We start from the raw sequence: 16,094 nt of genomic DNA on the forward strand, positions 1-16,094 counted from the left end.
CCTTTCTGCACGGCATCAGCGACAATGAACGCAAGACGGACTGTACGGCTCGGGTCACCGGGAAATCCCTTCGTCTCCTAACATCCCTCCAAGGGTCGGAATTTGATCTAGCTCAGGGCCGGGGGGCGCGACATACGGAATGTTGCGTAATTCATAAAACTCTAAAACGCGCTACGTCCTGTCTTCAGGAGAGGAAACATGGCTAGGATCGTTGTTCTCGGCGCGGGTCTCGGTGGCCTCATCGCCGCCTATGAAGCCCGCAAGACACTGGACCGGGCACACACGGTCACCGTCATCAGCGAAACGCCCTACTACCAGTTCGTCCCGTCCAACCCCTGGGTTCTGGTCGGCTGGCGCGAGCGTGAAGACGTCCTCGTCGATCTCGAAAAACCGATGCGCAGGCGCGGCATCGAGCTTGTCGTCGGCAAGGCGAGCCGGGTCGAGCCCGAGGCCAGGACCGTCCGCATGCCGGACGGCACCCACGTCGATTATGACTATCTGATTATCGCCACCGGCCCCGAACTGGCTTTCGACGACATCGAAGGCCTGGGCCCGGATGCCCATAGCCATTCCGTCTGCCTGATCGATCATGCCGAAAAGGCCGGCGCCGCTTTCGAGGCCTTCTGCCAGTCTCCCGGGCCCCTGGTTGTCGGGGCGACGCAGGGCGCCTCCTGTTTCGGGCCCGCCTATGAGACGGCGATGATCATCGAAACCGAGCTTCGCAAGCGCAAGATCCGTGACCAGGTGCCGATAACGTTCGTCACGCCGGAGCCCTATATCGGGCATCTCGGCCTCGACGGGGTCGGCGACACGAAGGGGCTGCTCGAAAGCGAGATGCGCGAGCGCCACATCAAGTGGATCACCAATGCCCGCATTGTCCGCGCCGAGGCCGACAAGGTCATCGTCGAGGAGGTCGGCCGGGATGGCAGCGTCGAGCAGACCCATACCGTCCCGACCCGCTACACCATGCTGATACCGCCCTTCCGCGGCGTGGAAGCCGTGCGCGAAATCGAGGGGCTGACCAATCCGAAGGGCTTCATCCTGACGGACGCGTATCAGCGCAATCCGACATGGCCGGAAATCTTCGGCATCGGGGTCTGCATCGCCATTCCCCCGACCGGGCCGACGCCGGTGCCGGTCGGGGTTCCGAAGACCGGCTTCATGATCGAGTCCATGGTCGAGGCCGCCGCGCACAATATCGCCCAGCTCATCAAGGGCGAGACGCCGACCCACAAGGCAAGCTGGAACGCCATCTGCCTTGCCGATTTCGGCGATGGCGGCGTCGCCTTCGTGGCCCAGCCCCAGATCCCGCCGCGCAATGTGAACTGGTCGGCCTCCGGGGGCTGGGTCCATGTCGCCAAGGCCGCCTTCGAGAAATACTTCCTGTACAAGCTGCGCACGGGGCGCTCCGAAACCTTCTTCGAAAATGCCGCGCTTTCGCTTCTCAAGACCCGCAAGCTGAAACCCTGAGGACAAGATGGTCACGACCAGCCAGCACATCGTCTGTACTGCCTGCGGGCAGACCAACCGCATCCCGAGCCCCCGCACGCCCGACAAGGGCCATTGCGGACGCTGCGGCACGACGCTGGCCGTCAACAAGCCTGTTGATATCGATGCAGCCATGCTGGCAAAATTGCAGGCCCGCGACGAGGGGATTTTCGTGCTCGATGTGTGGGCGCCCTGGTGCGGCCCCTGCCGCATGATGGCGCCGGCCTATGAGCAGGCCGCCAGCCATTTCGGCGGCGCGGTGCGGTTCTTCAAGATTGACTCCCAGGCCCACCCGGAAGCCGGCTCGCGCCTTCAGGTGCGCGGCATCCCCGCGCTCTTCCTCTTCAAGGACGGGCGCATCATCGCCCAGCAAGCCGGCGCCCAGACACGCGACGCCCTCATTGGCTGGATCGAGCAGACCGCAACGCCGAAAATTTCAAGCTGACGCGTCAAGGAGGCCCTTATGAATCTCGATCGTGCTGTTCTCGCCTTTGCCGGCCTCGTCGTGCTCGCCGGTCTGGCGCTGGGCTACTGGGTTTCGCCCTGGTGGTACCTGCTGGCCGCCTTTGCCGGGCTCAACATGCTGCAGGCCGCCTTTACCGGTTTCTGCCCGGCCGCGATGATCTTCAAACGCCTCGGCCTGCGCCCCGGCACGGCCTTTCAATAAGCCGGCACCCCGGACGATTTTACAGAGACATGCCCGGGGAATTCGACTTGGTTAAGTAATTTTCCGAATTCACGCCGCCCCGCCTTTTTGCCACGGTCTTTTTGGGCGGGCCTTTTGTTGGCTAGAGATGAGAGAGATGGATCCAGAGGATACGAGAGACGAGTACTGGTCCCAGGATGAAATGATGGGCAAGCCATCGCACTATCATCCCCACCAGCCCCTCTATCTGGAGGGAGACCCGGCCCGGGCCGTCTTCAGGATCGTGTCCGGCGTCGTCATCGTATATCGCCTCCTGCCCGATGGGCGCCGCCAGATCCACAGCTTTGTCGGCAAAGGGGATTTTCTCGCCCTCGATCTGGCCGACACCTATCGCCACAGCGCCGAAGCCATCACCGAAGTTTCCGCCGAACTCTACATGCGCCAGTCCTTCGACCGCGCGATGCATGACAAGGCCGGCTTCCGGCGCCAGGTCTTCAAACTGCTGACGGACATGCTCATGGCTGCGCAGGAACAGGCCGTCATGCTCGGGCGCAAGACAGCACTGGAGCGCACGGCGTCCTTCCTGCTCTTCCTCGACCATCAGGCCTCCTGCCCGGACAACGGCTATGTCGTGATCCGGATGAGCCGCTACGACATTGCCGACTATCTCGGCCTGACCTTCGAGACGGTAAGCCGGATGCTCCACCGGCTGAAGAATCTCGGTCTTATCTCCCTGCCGAAACCGGACCGGTTCCGGGTGCTGAAGCGCAGTGCGCTGGCCCAGGTCGCCGGCGAGCCGCCCGAGCCTGACCAGCCCCGTCTTCACTAGGACGAGCCAGGCGGCCTAAAGGCTCCGGAACACGTCCAGGGTCTCCCGGGCAATGACGATCTCCTCATCGGCCGGGATAACGCAAAGGCCAAGCCGCGAGCCGGAGGAATGGACAAGGCTTTCGCCCGCCTCATTGGCGGCCATGTCGAGATCCGCGCCAAGCCAGGCCAGCTGCTCACAGATCCGCTGCCGGATCACCGGGGCATTCTCCCCCACCCCTGCCGTGAACACGATCGCATCGGCGCCCTGAAGCGCGGCGGCCAGCGAGCCGATTTCTCGCGCCACGCGGTAGACGAACACATCGAGCGCTTCTTTCGCCTCCGGCTTCTCGCTCGCCAGCAGCGTGCGAACATCGCCGCTGATGCCGGACAGCCCGAGCAGGCCGGACTTCTTGTAAAGCATGTCGGCGACCTCGCCCGTGCTCATCCCCTTGTCGGCAATGAGGTGCAGGACGACGCCCGGGTCGATGTTGCCGCAGCGCGTCGCCATGGGCACGCCGTCGAGCGCTGTTAGTCCCATCGTGGTGGCCACGCTGCGCCCGTTCTCGATGGCGCAGAGACTGGCCCCGCTGCCGAGATGGGCCACGATCAGCTTGCGGCGCTTGCCTTCCGGCAGCAGCTTCGGAGCCACCTCGGCAATGTGGGCATAGGAGAGGCCATGAAAGCCGAAGCGCAACACCCCCTCCTCCGCCAGGTCTCTCGGCAGAGCATAAAGCTCGGCGACGCGCGGCTGATGCCGGTGGAAGGCGGTATCGAAAGACAGGCTCTGCGGCATATCCGGCCAGAGCTGCGAGATCCCGTCTATGCCGGCGAGATTGGCTGGCTGATGCGACGGCGCGAGCGGGGCGAGCGCCTCCAGCTCCTTGCAGACCGCAGCCTCGCAGCGCACAGGCCCGGCGAAAGTCCGCCCGCCATGAACGATGCGATGGCCAACCGCCCGGATGGTGACATCGGGCAAGTGCTCGGCCGCCCAGGCAGCCATGGCCGTCACCCGGTCAGCCGGCCTTGGCGGACATGTGGCGAGCGTTTCGGGCACCGTCTCGACGCTCTCATGCACGGAGGACGCCGAAAACGCCGGCGCCTTCGAGAGCCCGGACAGGTTCGCCCTGAGCAGGCGCTCGCCCAGCGCATCGCCCTCGAAAGCGTGCACGGACATCTTGATGCTGGAAGACCCGGTATTGATCGTCAGGACCGCCTCACGCATCAGGATGCAGCCTCCCGGCCGGCCACGAGGAGTTTCGCCAGCGCGCAGGACGCGACCCGCTCGGCGGGGCTGTCGGCCCGGCTGGTCAGGATGACCGGCACTCTGGCGCCCAGGACGATACCGGCGGCGGCCGCGCCAGCCAGATAGTCCAGCTGCTTGGCAATCATGTTGCCGGATTCCAGATTGGGCACGACGAGAATGTCGGCCGCCCCCGCGACGGGCGAAGTGATGCCTTTCGCCGCCACGGACTCCCGCGAGATGGCGAGATCGAAGGCGAGCGGCCCGTCCAGCAGGCCGCCCTTGATCTGTCCCCGGTCGGCCATCTTGCACAACGCGGCGGCATCCAGCGTCGACTGCAGCTTGGGATCGATGTCCTCGGTCGCCGACAGGATCGCGACAAGCGGCTGGGGAATGCCGATGGCATGGGCAAGATCGATCGCATTCTGGACGATGTCCCGCTTGGCCAGCAGGTCCGGCGTGATATTGATCGCGCCATCCGTCATCAGAAGCGGTTTCGGATAGGCCGGCGTCTCCAGCACGAAGACGTGGCTCATCCGGCGCTCGGTACGAAGCCCGGCGGCGCGGTCGACGATGGCGTGCATCAGCTCATGGGTGGCCAGCGCCCCCTTCATGATGGCGTCGGCTTCACCGCTGCTGGCCAGCCTGGCACCCTCTTCGGCGGCGGCATGGCTATGCATCACATCGACCAGCTTCAGCCCGGTAATATCTACCCCGGATTTCTCGGCAGCCTCCTTGATGCGCTCGCTCGGTCCGACAAGGATCGGATCGATCAGGCCGGCGTCGCGGGCCTCCAGCGCGCCAGACAGCGACAACGTATCGACGGGGTGGACAACAGCCGTTCGAACGGGCGGCCCGCTTGCCCGGCTGATGATGGTTTCGAAGGCATGCGGCGGATCTTCGGAAGGCGATGATGTCATGTTGGGAAAGCGTATCTTACGGTGAGGGATGTGTCAGTCGTGCCCTGAAACCTAGCAGCAACATGCCCGCTCGTCCTCTAAGTATTCTCACGGAATTGATTTATACCCCTGCGTAAGGCTTATATCTCATTTTCCGATGGGTGGGCGTAATTCAGAGGAGGCCGCCATGGCCGACACTCAGACAAAATCGGCCTCGGCAGACGCCGGCGAGCGCGCTGCCGGCTTTGAAGATGTCCTGCCCGGTTTCGACACCATGCACGCTGTCCGTCTGGGCGCGACAAATTTCGAACACTGGATCGCGACCAACCAGGAATTGACCCGGTTCTGGTCCTACCGGCTGAAGAAATATCTCGCCACGCTCGACAGTTTCGCCAATTGCCGGACGTCCGAGGACTTCCTCTCGACGATGGCCCGCGCTGCCAGCGACACGGTGCATGACTATGCCAATGAATATGACCGCGTTCTGGCGATAAACCTGCAATCCGAACGGTAATCGAATGCCGGACACTTCTCGGCTCAGCCATTTCCAGCCCGCCGCACCGGGATCGGGAAATGAAGATGCCTCACGCGTTCGCAAGGATGGGCCGGCGAAACCCTCCGCCTGTGTCTCGGCCAACGAGAGCGAAGAGACCGCCTTTGCCTGGCTCGACCGCTTTTTCCGCGGCGCCTCGATGCGCTACGCGCCGAACGCCCCCATCCTGACCGGCTTTGCCGCCGTGCATGACTGGATGGTCCACATGTCGCGCTCGCCGGGCCACAATCTCGACCTTACCATCCAGGCCTTCGAGAGCATGCTCGGCCTTCAGGCCTATGTCGCCCATCGCGTCAGCGGCCAAGAGCCGGAAAACGGCTTTTCCGGCACGCGCTTCCGCTCCGACTACTGGAAAACCTTCCCCTTCGACCTCCCGGCCAGAAGCTGGCTGAGCATGCGCGACTGGTGGCGCAGCGCGACGGCACCTTCGCGCGGGCTGAACACCTGGTCGAACGAACATACCGCCTACTGGGCCGAACTGGCGCTGGAAGCCATGTCCCCGGCCAATGTCCCGTTTCTCAATCCGGATGTCATTCACCGCACGCTGGAGGAGTCCGGCGAGAACCTCCAGAAAGGCTGGCAGAACTGGCTGGACGACATGCGCCGCGAGATTGGCGGGCGTCCGCCACCCCCGCATGAGGGCTATGAAGTCGGCAAGGACCTCGCCATCACGCCCGGCAAGGTCGTCTACCAGAATGACCTGATCGAACTCATCCAGTACGGGCCGACCACCGACACCGTCGCGCGTGAGCCCGTGCTGATGGTGCCGGCCTGGATCATGAAATATTACATCCTCGACCTCTCACCGCACAACTCGCTCGTGCGCTGGCTGGTGAGCGAGGGCTTCCAGGTCTTCATGGTCTCCTGGAAGAACCCGCATCCCGAAGACGCCCATTTCCGGCTGAACGATTATCTCGATCTCGGCATCGGAGAGGCCCTGAATGCCGTCAACACGATCACCGGCGAAGAGAAGGTCCATGCCTGTGGCTACTGCCTCGGCGGCACCCTGCTCAGCATGCAGGCCGCCCGCATGGCGCGCGATGGCGATCACCGGCTGAGCACGTTGAGCCTGCTCGCCGCGCAGACAGATTTCACCGAGCCGGGCGATATCCGCCTGCTGGTCGACGAAGCCCAGGTCACCTATCTGGAAGACATGATGGAGCTTGAAGGCGTCATGCCCGCCCGCATGATGAGCGACGGCTTCCGGGCGCTGCGGCCCGACTCCCAGATCTGGGACCCGGCCGTGAAGACCTACCTCCTGGGAGAACGCCCGCCCATCTTCGATATCCTGGCCTGGAATGAAGACGCCACCCGCATGCCGTCCGCCATGATGAGCGACTATCTGCGCGGCCTCTATCTCGACAATGATCTGGCCAGCAGCCGCTACAAGGTCGACGGACGGGCCATCTCGATCTCGGACATCCGCGCCCCGATCTTTGCCGTGGGCACCAATCGTGACCACGTCGCGCCATGGAAATCAGTCTTCAAGATCACCCATCTGGCGCGCCCGGACGTGACCTTCGTGCTCGCCGATGGGGGCCACAATGCCGGCATCGTGACGGAGCCCGGCCACCCGAAACGCCATCACAAGATCGGCCACACCATGGCCCATGAACACCATCTCAGCCCGGAAGCCTGGGAAGAGGCGGCCACCCAGCGTGACGGCTCATGGTGGCTCAGCTGGCGCGACTGGCTGAAAGAGCGCAGCGGAGAGCCCCGGCGTGCCCAGAAGCGTTACGGCTATGCCAAGAAGGGCTATCCGGTCGTGCGTGATGCGCCCGGCCTCTACGTGCTGGACCGGTAGGCCCTTCAGGCCGGGGCGCGGACCCGGCGCATGCGCTCGTAAAGCTCGAACAGGGCCATCCCCGCAGCCATGGCGGCCACGAAGCCGATCACGGGTAAGCCGCCGATGCTGACAGCCGTAATGGCCGGGCCCGGACACAGGCCAACAAGGCCCCAGCCGATGCCGAACAGAACCGCGCCGGTCGCAAGCCTCGCATCCACTGTCTGGTGGCCCGGCAGCTGGAAAGTCTCCGCGAAAACCGGGCTCCGGCGCTGCCAGACGATCCGGTAGCCCACAGCCGTCACTGCCAGTGCGGCGGCCATGACAAAGGCCAGCGACGGGTCCCATCCGCCAAGGATGTCGAGAAAGGCCAGCACCTTGGCCGGGTTCACCATCTGCGAGATAACAAGACCGAGCCCGAAGACCAGCCCGGTCACGAAGGCGGCGATATGTCTGGCGATCATCCTATCCTCCGAAGACCGGCTTGATGAGCGAGGCCGTCGCCATGCCGGCCAGCATGAACAGCGCGACCGAGACCATGGAGCGCGAGGACAGCCGCGACAGCCCGCAGACGCCATGGCCACTGGTGCAACCGGAGCCGAGCCGCGTGCCGAAGCCGACAAGCAGGCCGCCGACGATCACGAGCGGCCAGTTCGCCTCAAGCTCGAAGGCGATGGCTGGCCCGCCCAGGGCCAGATAAATGACAGGGGCCAGGACAAGCCCCAGCACGAAGGCTGCGCGCCAGCCCCGGTCCCCCGGTTCGGCGAAAACCGCACCCGAAAAGACGCCGCTGATCCCGGCAATCCGGCCTTTCAGGCCCATCAGCATCACAGCCGAAAGCCCGATAAGAGCGCCGCCAAGGGTTGCGCTTACCGGTGTAAGATTTTCCATGTTCAGATCCTTTGATCGGATGAGGGAAGCCAATCACTTGACATTCTCGTAATTCGTAAACAATTAAAATGCAACTGAGGAATTCTTATGAGCGACACGATCCAGATACCCCAGGCCGACACGCCGAAACTGCCGAGCGCAAAGATCGGCGCGCAGGCCCCGGATTTCGAAGCCCGCACGACAGAAGGCCCCGTTCGCCTGTCTGATCATCGCGGGCGCTGGCTGGTCTTCTTCTCGCATCCGGCCGACTTCACGCCGGTCTGCACCTCCGAATTCATCACTTTCCAGAATGAAATCGACCGCTTCGCGGCCATGGACTGCGACCTGCTCGGCCTGTCGGTCGACAGCCTGTATTCGCACCTGGCCTGGGTGAAGGATATCGAAGCGCGCTTCGGCGTGCGGATTTCCTTCCCCATCATCGAAGACATCTCGATGGCGATCGCGCGCGCCTACGGCATGATCCACGAGGAGTCGGAATCGACCGCCTCGGTCCGTTCGGTCTTTTTCATCGATCCGGACGGCGTCATTCGCGCCCTGATCCACTATCCGCTCGCCGTTGGCCGCTCGGTCGACGAGATCCTGCGCGTGCTGGCCGCACTGCAGACCTCCGACCGGGACGGCGTCGCAACGCCTGAAGGCTGGACACCCGGCCATGACGCGGTCCTGCCCGCCCCCGTCGACATCCGCGAAGCCGATGAACGCGCCGGCATGAATGGCGGCGCCTGGTACTACACACAGAAGGGGACCGGACAATGAGCCCCAGAAGCGAAGACATGATCCCGCTCGCCGATGAAGCCACATCGCTGCTGAAGGCGCTCGCGCATCCGGCCCGGCTGATGATCTGCTGCACCCTGCGCGACCGCGAACTCTCGGTCGGCGAGATCGAGGACCACCTCGGCATCCACCAGCCGCGCCTCTCGCGCGAACTGGCCAAGCTGCGCGAGGAAGGCCTCGTCGAAACCCGCCGCGAAGCCAAGCAGATCTATTACCGCCTGTCCGATGCCTCGCGCGCCGGCGTCATGATCGACGCCCTCTGCGCGGTGATGCTCGACAAGCCCCTGCCCATTCAGGCGCCGGAAGACGCGCCCACCCTGCCCCTCAAACCCTCATCCACCGACGGCTCGGGCCACTTTGCCCGGATCGTCCCCTAAAGAAGGAACCGACCCATGAACACACCCACCGTTCAGGGGTTCTTCGACGACGCGACGAACACGATCAGCTACGTCGTCTGGGACCCGACGACAAACAAGGCCGCCGTGATCGACTCCCTGCTCGATTTCGACCAGGCCTCCGGCCGCACGACCACCGAGTCCGCCGACCGCCTGATCGCTTTCGTGAAAGAGCAAGGGCTCGAGGTTGAATGGATCGTCGATACCCACGTCCATGCCGACCACCTGACCGCGGCCCCCTATATCCGCAGCCAGCTCGGCGGACGCACCGGGATCGGCGAGCACATCTCGACCGTGCAGAAGGTCTTCGGCAAGATCTTCAATGAAGGCCAGGCCTTCCACACCGATGGCAGCCAGTTCGACCATCTCTTCAAGGATGGCGAGACCTACAGGATCGGCACGATCGAGGCCAAGGCCATCCATACGCCGGGCCATACCCCGGCCTGCATGAGCCATCTGATCGGCGACGCCCTCTTTGTTGGCGACACCATCTTCATGCCGGACTTCGGCACCGCCCGCTGTGACTTCCCGGGCGGCGACGCCGGCACGCTCTACGACTCGATCCAGAAGCTGTTCGCCTTGCCGGACGAGACACGCGTCTTCCTCTGCCATGACTACAAGGCGCCCGGCCGTGACGAGTTTGTCTGGGAAACGACGATTGGCCAGGAGAAGGCCGAGAACATTCACGTCAAGACCGGCACGACCCGCGAGCAGTTCGTGAAGATGCGCACCGAGCGGGATGCGACGCTCGCCATGCCGAAGCTGATCCTGCCCTCCGTGCAGATCAACATGCGCGCCGGCGAGATGCCGCCGCCTGAAGCCAATGGCCAGCGCTACATGAAGCTGCCCATCAACGCCCTTTAGTCCCACACCAGAAACGCCGGGAGGACCCCTCAAATGGACATCAGGACCATCGCCCCCGATCTGTCGGTATCGCCGCAGATCACGCCACAGGATGTAGGCGTAGCCGCCTCAAAGGGCTACCGCTCCATCATCATCAACCGGCCGGACCAGGAAAGCAGCGACCAGCCCGATCACACAGAGATCGAAGCCGCCGCCAGCCGCCATGGTCTGCGTGTCCAATACCTCCCGGTGACGCCCGGCAATATCACCGATGAGGATATTGCCGACTTCTCAGACGCCATGCGCGAGCTCCCGGCCCCGACGCTGGCCTATTGCCGAACCGGCACCCGATCGGCCAGCCTCTGGGCCCTCTCGCAGGCCGGCCACCTCTCGGTAGAGGCCATCCTCAAGACCGCCGAAAGCGCGGGATATGACCTTTCCGGGCTGACGCAGCGGCTGACCGCCGCCGAGGCCGGCAGTGGCGTGCGCGCTGCCCCACGCGCCTCGCAGACCCATGATGTGCTGATCATCGGCGGCGGTGCGGCCGGCATTTCCACGGCCGCCAGCATTCTCAAGCGCCGCGGCGATGTCGACATCGCCATCGTCGAGCCCCGCGCCGAACATTACTACCAGCCCGGCTGGACCCTGGTCGGCGGCGGCGTCTTCCAACGCGAGCAGACCGAGCGCAGCATGCAGTCGCTGATGCCGAAAGGCGTCAAATGGATCCGCACCGCCTGCGAGGGCTTCGAACCGGAGCAGAACCAGGTCGTGCTCGAGGACGGCACGCGCATCGGCTATCACATCCTCGTCGTCGCCCCCGGCCTGAAGCTGAACTGGGACGGCATTGAGGGCCTGCGCGACACCCTCGGCAAGAATGGCGTCACCTCGAACTACCTTTTCGACATGGCGCCCTATACTTGGGAGCTCGTCCAGTCGCTGAAGGGCGGCAAGGCGCTCTTCACCCAGCCGCCCATGCCGATCAAATGCGCCGGCGCCCCGCAAAAGGCGATGTATCTCGCCTGCGATGCCTGGAAGCGTCGCGGCGTGCTGAAGGATATCGATGTCAGCTTCCACAATGCCGGCGGCGCGCTGTTCGGTGTGAAGGAATATGTCCCGGCCCTGATGGAATACATCAAAGCTTACGGCATCGACCTTGCCTTCAACCAGACGCTGGTAGCCATTGACGGCCCGGCGAAGAAAGCCTGGTTCGATGTCAAGGATGCCGACGGCAACGTTACCCGCCAGGAGCAGGGCTTCGACATGATCCATGTCTGCCCGCCCCAGACCGCGCAGGACTTCGTCGCCCGGAGCCCGCTCGCCAATGAGGCCGGCTGGGTCGATGTCGACGCCGAGACACTGCAGCACAATCAGTACGGAAACATCTTCTCGCTGGGCGATGCCGGTTCGACGCCGAATGCGAAAACCGCCGCCGCCGTGCGCAAGCAAGCCCCGGTCGCCGCGCACAACGTGCTCTGCGCCCTTGATGGCAAGGCGCCCACCGCCGTCTATAGCGGCTATGGCTCCTGCCCGCTGACGGTCGAACGCGGCAAGATCGTGCTCGCGGAATTCGGCTATGGCGGCAAACTCGAACCGTCGCTTCCGAAATGGCTCATCAATGGCGAGAAACCGACCCGCGCGGCCTGGTTCCTCAAGGAGAAGATGCTGCCGAACATCTATTTCGACATGATGCTGAAGGGCAAGGAGACGCTGGTGAAGCCGAAAGTGCTACCGCACCGCCCGGCCGCGCACGAGGCCCAGGAGGCCTGCGACTTCAGCGATAGCAACAAGAACAAGGCCGCCTGAGCGGGCGTAGAGGCAAGAGCACATGTCATTCCGGCCATCGAAATATTTCCCCATTCTGGAATGGGGCCGGGAATACCGGCGCGAGACGCTGATCAATGACCTGATCGCTGCGGTCATCGTCACGATCATGCTGATCCCGCAATCGCTGGCCTATGCCATGCTGGCCGGCCTGCCGCCGCAGGTCGGTCTCTATGCCTCCATCCTGCCGCTGGTGGCCTATGCCGTCTTCGGCACAAGCCGCACGCTGGCCGTCGGCCCGGTGGCCATCCTGTCTCTGATGACAGCGGCTGCCGCCGGCAAGATCGCCGCGCAAGGCTCGGACGCCTATATCCAGGCGGCCGTCATCCTGGCGCTGCTCTCCGGGGCCATCCTCTTTATCCTCGGCATCTTCAGGATGGGATTTCTCGCGAACTTCCTGAGCCACCCGGTCATCTCCGGCTTCATCACGGCGTCGGGCATCATCATCGCCGCCTCGCAGCTGAAGCACATTCTCGGCATCGATGCCGGCGGGCATAACCTCTTCGAGATCCTCGTTGAGCTCGGCCGTCATATCGGGGAAACGAACATTCCGACGCTGATCATCGGCGTGGCCTCGCTCGCCTTCCTCTTCTCGGCGCGAAAATACCTGAAGCCTATGCTGCGCGGGATCGGCCTCTCCGAAAAAGCCGCCACCATCGCGACACGCACCGGCCCGGTCTTCGCCGTCGTCGCCAGCATCCTCGCCGTCGCGCTTCTGCGTCTCGACGAGGACGGCGTGCGCATCCTGCATGACGTGCCGCGCAACCTGCCGGCCATCGGCCTGCCCGCCTTCGACCATGACATCTGGCTGCAGCTGCTTGGCTCGGCCGCCCTGATCAGCCTGATCGGCTTTGTCGAGTCGGTCTCTGTTGCGCAGACCCTGGCGGCCAAGCGGCGCCAGCGTGTCGATCCCAACCAGGAGTTGATCGGGCTCGGTGCCGCCAGCATGTCGGCCGGCATTTCGAGCGGCTATCCCGTGACCGGCGGCCTCGCCCGCTCGGCGGTCAACTTCGATGCCGGGGCCGAGACACCGGCCGCCGGTGCCTTCACCGCCGTCGGCATCGCGCTCGCAACACTGTTCCTGACGCCCTATCTCTACTTCCTGCCGCAGGCCGTACTGGCTGCGACCATCATCGTGGCCGTCCTGTCACTGGTCGACCTGAAGGCGATCCGGCAGGTCTGGGCCTATTCGCGCTCGGACTTCGCGGCCATGGCAGCGACCATTATCGTCACCCTCTTCTCCGGCGTGGAGCTTGGCGTGACCATCGGCGTGGCCCTGTCGCTCTTCCTGCACCTCTACAATACCAGCCGGCCGCATTTCGCCCTCGTCGGCCAGGTGCCGGGGACACACCATTTCCGGAACGTGAACCGCCACGAAGTGGTTACTTCCGACAAGGTGCTGACCATCCGCATCGACGAAAGCCTCTATTTCGCCAATGCGCGCTTCCTGGAAGACACCGTCTACTGCGTGCTCGGCAACCGGCCGGACCTGAAGCATCTGATCCTGATGTGCCCGGCGGTAAACCGGATCGATGCCAGCGGGCTTGAAAGCCTGGAAGCGATCAATCAGCGCCTGAAAGAGGCCGGCGTCACGCTGCACCTCTCCGAAGTCAAAGGGCCTGTCATGGACCGGCTGAAGCGCACCCATTTCCTCGAGGAGCTGACCGGCAAGGTCTACCTCCACCAGTACGAGGCCATCCAGGACCTCGACACCGACTGCGCCAGATCAGCCTTCGAGAAGAGCGCGCCGACAACGATGCCGGCCGACTCGCCCTGCCCGTCACAGAAACTCGCCGGCCTGGACCCTCAGCGATGAGGCAAACCAGGCCGCAAACCCGCCCCTGAAGAAAGGAGCTTCCCTCTCATGTTCCTGAAACAGATCAAGACAGATGGCCTTGCCCATTTCTCCTACATCATCGGCGATGGCAGCCTCGCCGCCGTCATCGACCCCCGGCGCGACATCGAGGTCTACCTCGAGACCGCGCGCGCGAATGGCGTGCGCATCGCCCACATCTTCGAAACCCACCGCAATGAGGACCTCGTCTCGGGCGCCTGCGCCCTGGCAGAGATCACCGGCGCCAAGGTCTATCACGGTCCGAATGCCGCCGATGACATCACCTATGCCGAGACGGTGAAAGAGGGTTTCTCCGTCGACCTAGGCGCCCTCAAGCTCGAGGTGATGGAAACGCCCGGCCACACCGACGACTCCATCTCCATCGCCATTTACGACACCGCCTATCCCGACGGTGCCGCCGGCGTCTTTACCGGGGATGCGCTCTTCGTCGGGGATGTCGGACGCACCGACTTCTATCCCGACCGCCCGGAAGAAGTCGCCGGCAAGCTCTATGACAGCCTGCAGAAGCTGGTCAGCCTCGGCGACCAGACGATCCTCTATCCGGCCCACGGGGCCGGCTCGGCCTGTGGTGCCGGCATGGCCGACCGCGAATTCTCGACCATCGGGCATGAGCGCAAGAACAATCCCCGCCTCAAGATCTCCAGCCGCGAGGCCTTCATCGAGGCCAAGGTCAACGAGCACCACTACCAGCCGCCCTATTTCAAGTTGATGGAACAGCTGAACCTGTCGGGCGCGCCGGCCTGCACCGCGCCGGCCCCGCTGAAGGTCCTGCCGCTTGGCGAGCTGCGCAAGGCCCAGCCCGACCACATGCTCGATGTCCGCCCCATCACCTCGCACCTTGGCGGCCATGTCGCGGCGAGCCAGGCCCTGCCCGTCTCGATGATCACAGCCTTCGGCGGCTGGTTCCTCGGACGCGATGACAAGATCGGCCTGATCGCGGAGTCCGTCGGCGAGGCCGAAGCCGCCGCCCGGCACCTTTGCCGCATCGGCTTCGACAATATCGTCGGCGCCGCGCTGGCCCCGGTCGGCATGGCCGCCGGCGGTGAAAAGCTCGCCAGCATCCCGCTTGTCGACACCGAAGAGGTCGCCGCCCGCCTGAAAGCCGGCGACGCCGACTGGGCGCTGCTCGATGTCCGCTCGATCGAGGAATTCGAAGGCGGGCACATCCCCGGCTCGAAGCATCTCTATGCCGGCGACGTCATGGCAGGCTGCGACGGACCGGACCTGCCGGCCCGCACCACCGTGATGTGCGGCAGCGGCGCCCGCGCCACCCTCGCCGCCTCGGCCCTCAAGCGCTGCGGTCACACGGGCGTGGATGTCTTCATGGGCTCCTACCAAGCCTGGACGGCAGACGGCCGCGAGACAGAAAGCGGCGGCGGCTGACCCGCGAGCAATCGAGTTTCCTCCTGACGACACAACATAAGAAAGGACCGTGTCATGTCTCTCAGAATTGGCGATACAGCCCCTGACTTCACCATCCCGACCTCGAAGGGCGATCTCTCCTTCCATGAGTGGGCCGGCGACAGCTGGGTCTTCCTGTTCAGCCACCCGGCCGATTTCACCCCGGTCTGCACGACCGAGATGGGCCGCACCGCCCAGCTGGCCGAAGCCTTTGCCAAGCGCAATGTGAAGCCGCTCGGCCTGTCGACCGACTCTGTGGACGACCACATCAAGTGGATCGATGACGTCAACGACACGCAGAACACCGACCTGACCTTCCCGATCATTGCCGACACCGAGCACAAGGTCGCCCAGGCCTATGACATGATCCATCCGGGTGAGAGTGAAACCGCTGCCGTGCGCTCGGTCTTCATCATCGACCCGGAGAAGAAGATCCGCCTCACCATGACCTATCCGATGAGCGTCGGCCGGAACTTCGACGAGATCCTGCGCGTCATCGATGCGCTCCAGACCGGCGACAAGTACAAGGTCGCCACGCCGGCCGACTGGCTGCCGGGCAAGAAGGTGATCATTCCGCCGTCGGTGACGAATGAGACCGCCCGCACCATGTTCCCGCAAGGCTGGGACGAGGTCCGTCCGTATCTGCGCCTGACCGAGGTCAAATAGCGCAGGCTACCGAATGGCCGGGCTTGCGA

General features: G+C 64.1%; 16 protein-coding genes and 1 pseudogene. 13 read left to right on the forward strand and 4 right to left on the reverse strand.

Annotated elements, in window-relative coordinates; translation table 11 throughout:
• Positions 1-198 precede the first annotated feature (198 nt).
• From B8784_RS05830 to B8784_RS05845, 4 genes are all read left to right on the forward strand, one after another.
• Positions 199-1,470, forward strand: coding sequence for an NAD(P)/FAD-dependent oxidoreductase (locus B8784_RS05830; RefSeq protein WP_084396657.1), 1,272 nt, complete (start codon positions 199-201; stop codon positions 1,468-1,470).
• A gap of 7 nt (positions 1,471-1,477) precedes the next feature.
• Positions 1,478-1,933, forward strand: coding sequence for a thioredoxin domain-containing protein (locus B8784_RS05835; RefSeq protein ID WP_084396658.1), 456 nt, complete (start codon positions 1,478-1,480; stop codon positions 1,931-1,933).
• Between the two features lie 18 nt (positions 1,934-1,951).
• A complete protein-coding gene (locus B8784_RS05840) occupies positions 1,952-2,155 on the forward strand; it encodes a YgaP family membrane protein (protein ID WP_084396659.1) in 204 nt (67 codons plus the stop codon).
• A 136-nt stretch (positions 2,156-2,291) separates the two neighbouring features.
• Positions 2,292-2,963 (forward strand): helix-turn-helix domain-containing protein, encoded by a 672-nt coding sequence (locus B8784_RS05845; protein WP_158085600.1) that lies wholly within the window; start codon positions 2,292-2,294, stop codon positions 2,961-2,963.
• Between the two features lie 15 nt (positions 2,964-2,978).
• On the opposite strand, the gene B8784_RS05850 is transcribed toward B8784_RS05845, so the two are convergent.
• Together B8784_RS05850 and B8784_RS05855 are read right to left on the reverse strand one after the other, a co-directional pair.
• Positions 2,979-4,166 carry an acetate/propionate family kinase gene (locus B8784_RS05850; protein WP_084396661.1) on the reverse strand — a complete coding sequence of 396 codons (1,188 nt, stop codon included), beginning with the start codon at positions 4,164-4,166 and terminating at the stop codon, positions 2,979-2,981.
• Positions 4,166-5,134: a bifunctional enoyl-CoA hydratase/phosphate acetyltransferase gene (locus tag B8784_RS05855; protein ID WP_324611910.1), complete on the reverse strand. Its 969-nt coding sequence runs from the start codon at positions 5,132-5,134 to the stop codon at positions 4,166-4,168. Before B8784_RS05855 ends, B8784_RS05850 begins: the two co-directional genes overlap by 1 nt.
• A gap of 136 nt (positions 5,135-5,270) precedes the next feature.
• Between B8784_RS05855 and B8784_RS05860 the strand changes: the two genes are divergently transcribed.
• Both B8784_RS05860 and B8784_RS05865 read left to right on the forward strand, forming a co-directional pair.
• Entirely contained in the window at positions 5,271-5,597 is a 327-nt protein-coding gene (locus tag B8784_RS05860) for a hypothetical protein (protein ID WP_084396663.1), read from the forward strand.
• A 4-nt stretch (positions 5,598-5,601) separates the two neighbouring features.
• On the forward strand, positions 5,602-7,440 hold the full coding sequence (locus B8784_RS05865; protein WP_084396664.1) for a PHA/PHB synthase family protein: 1,839 nt from the start codon (positions 5,602-5,604) through the stop codon (positions 7,438-7,440).
• A gap of 5 nt (positions 7,441-7,445) precedes the next feature.
• Here the strand turns inward: B8784_RS05865 and B8784_RS05870 are convergent, their stop codons facing one another.
• Together B8784_RS05870 and B8784_RS05875 are read right to left on the reverse strand one after the other, a co-directional pair.
• Positions 7,446-7,880, reverse strand: coding sequence for a DUF6691 family protein (locus tag B8784_RS05870; protein ID WP_084396698.1), 435 nt, complete (start codon positions 7,878-7,880; stop codon positions 7,446-7,448).
• A 4-nt stretch (positions 7,881-7,884) separates the two neighbouring features.
• Entirely contained in the window at positions 7,885-8,310 is a 426-nt protein-coding gene (locus B8784_RS05875; protein ID WP_084396665.1) for a YeeE/YedE family protein, read from the reverse strand.
• 87 nt (positions 8,311-8,397) lie between these two features.
• On the opposite strand from B8784_RS05875, the gene B8784_RS05880 reads away from it, so the two are divergent.
• The 7 genes and pseudogenes from B8784_RS05880 to B8784_RS05910 all read left to right on the forward strand — a co-directional run bounded on the left by B8784_RS05880 (position 8,398) and on the right by B8784_RS05910 (position 16,065).
• The gene (locus tag B8784_RS05880) at positions 8,398-9,066 is read left to right on the forward strand and encodes a peroxiredoxin (protein WP_084396666.1); all 669 of its coding nucleotides are present in this window, start codon (positions 8,398-8,400) and stop codon (positions 9,064-9,066) included.
• Positions 9,063-9,353 (forward strand): annotated as a pseudogene (locus B8784_RS05885) (metalloregulator ArsR/SmtB family transcription factor); the annotation flags it as partial. The gene B8784_RS05880 and the pseudogene B8784_RS05885, both read left to right, overlap by 4 nt.
• Positions 9,354-9,476: 123 nt before the next feature.
• A complete protein-coding gene (locus tag B8784_RS05890) occupies positions 9,477-10,343 on the forward strand; it encodes an MBL fold metallo-hydrolase (RefSeq protein WP_084396668.1) in 867 nt (288 codons plus the stop codon).
• Between the two features lie 33 nt (positions 10,344-10,376).
• Complete coding sequence (locus tag B8784_RS05895; protein ID WP_084396669.1) at positions 10,377-12,125, forward strand: bifunctional protein tyrosine phosphatase family protein/NAD(P)/FAD-dependent oxidoreductase; 1,749 nt, start codon at positions 10,377-10,379, stop codon at positions 12,123-12,125.
• A gap of 22 nt (positions 12,126-12,147) precedes the next feature.
• On the forward strand, positions 12,148-13,959 hold the full coding sequence (locus B8784_RS05900) for a SulP family inorganic anion transporter (RefSeq protein ID WP_084396670.1): 1,812 nt from the start codon (positions 12,148-12,150) through the stop codon (positions 13,957-13,959).
• Positions 13,960-14,007: 48 nt separating this feature from the next.
• Entirely contained in the window at positions 14,008-15,381 is a 1,374-nt protein-coding gene (locus B8784_RS05905; protein WP_084396671.1) for an MBL fold metallo-hydrolase, read from the forward strand.
• A gap of 54 nt (positions 15,382-15,435) precedes the next feature.
• The gene (locus tag B8784_RS05910) at positions 15,436-16,065 is read left to right on the forward strand and encodes a peroxiredoxin (protein ID WP_084396672.1); all 630 of its coding nucleotides are present in this window, start codon (positions 15,436-15,438) and stop codon (positions 16,063-16,065) included.
• Positions 16,066-16,094: the final 29 nt, after the last annotated feature.

Source organism: Henriciella aquimarina (assembly GCF_002088975.1).
GTDB lineage: Bacteria > Pseudomonadota > Alphaproteobacteria > Caulobacterales > Hyphomonadaceae > Henriciella > Henriciella aquimarina.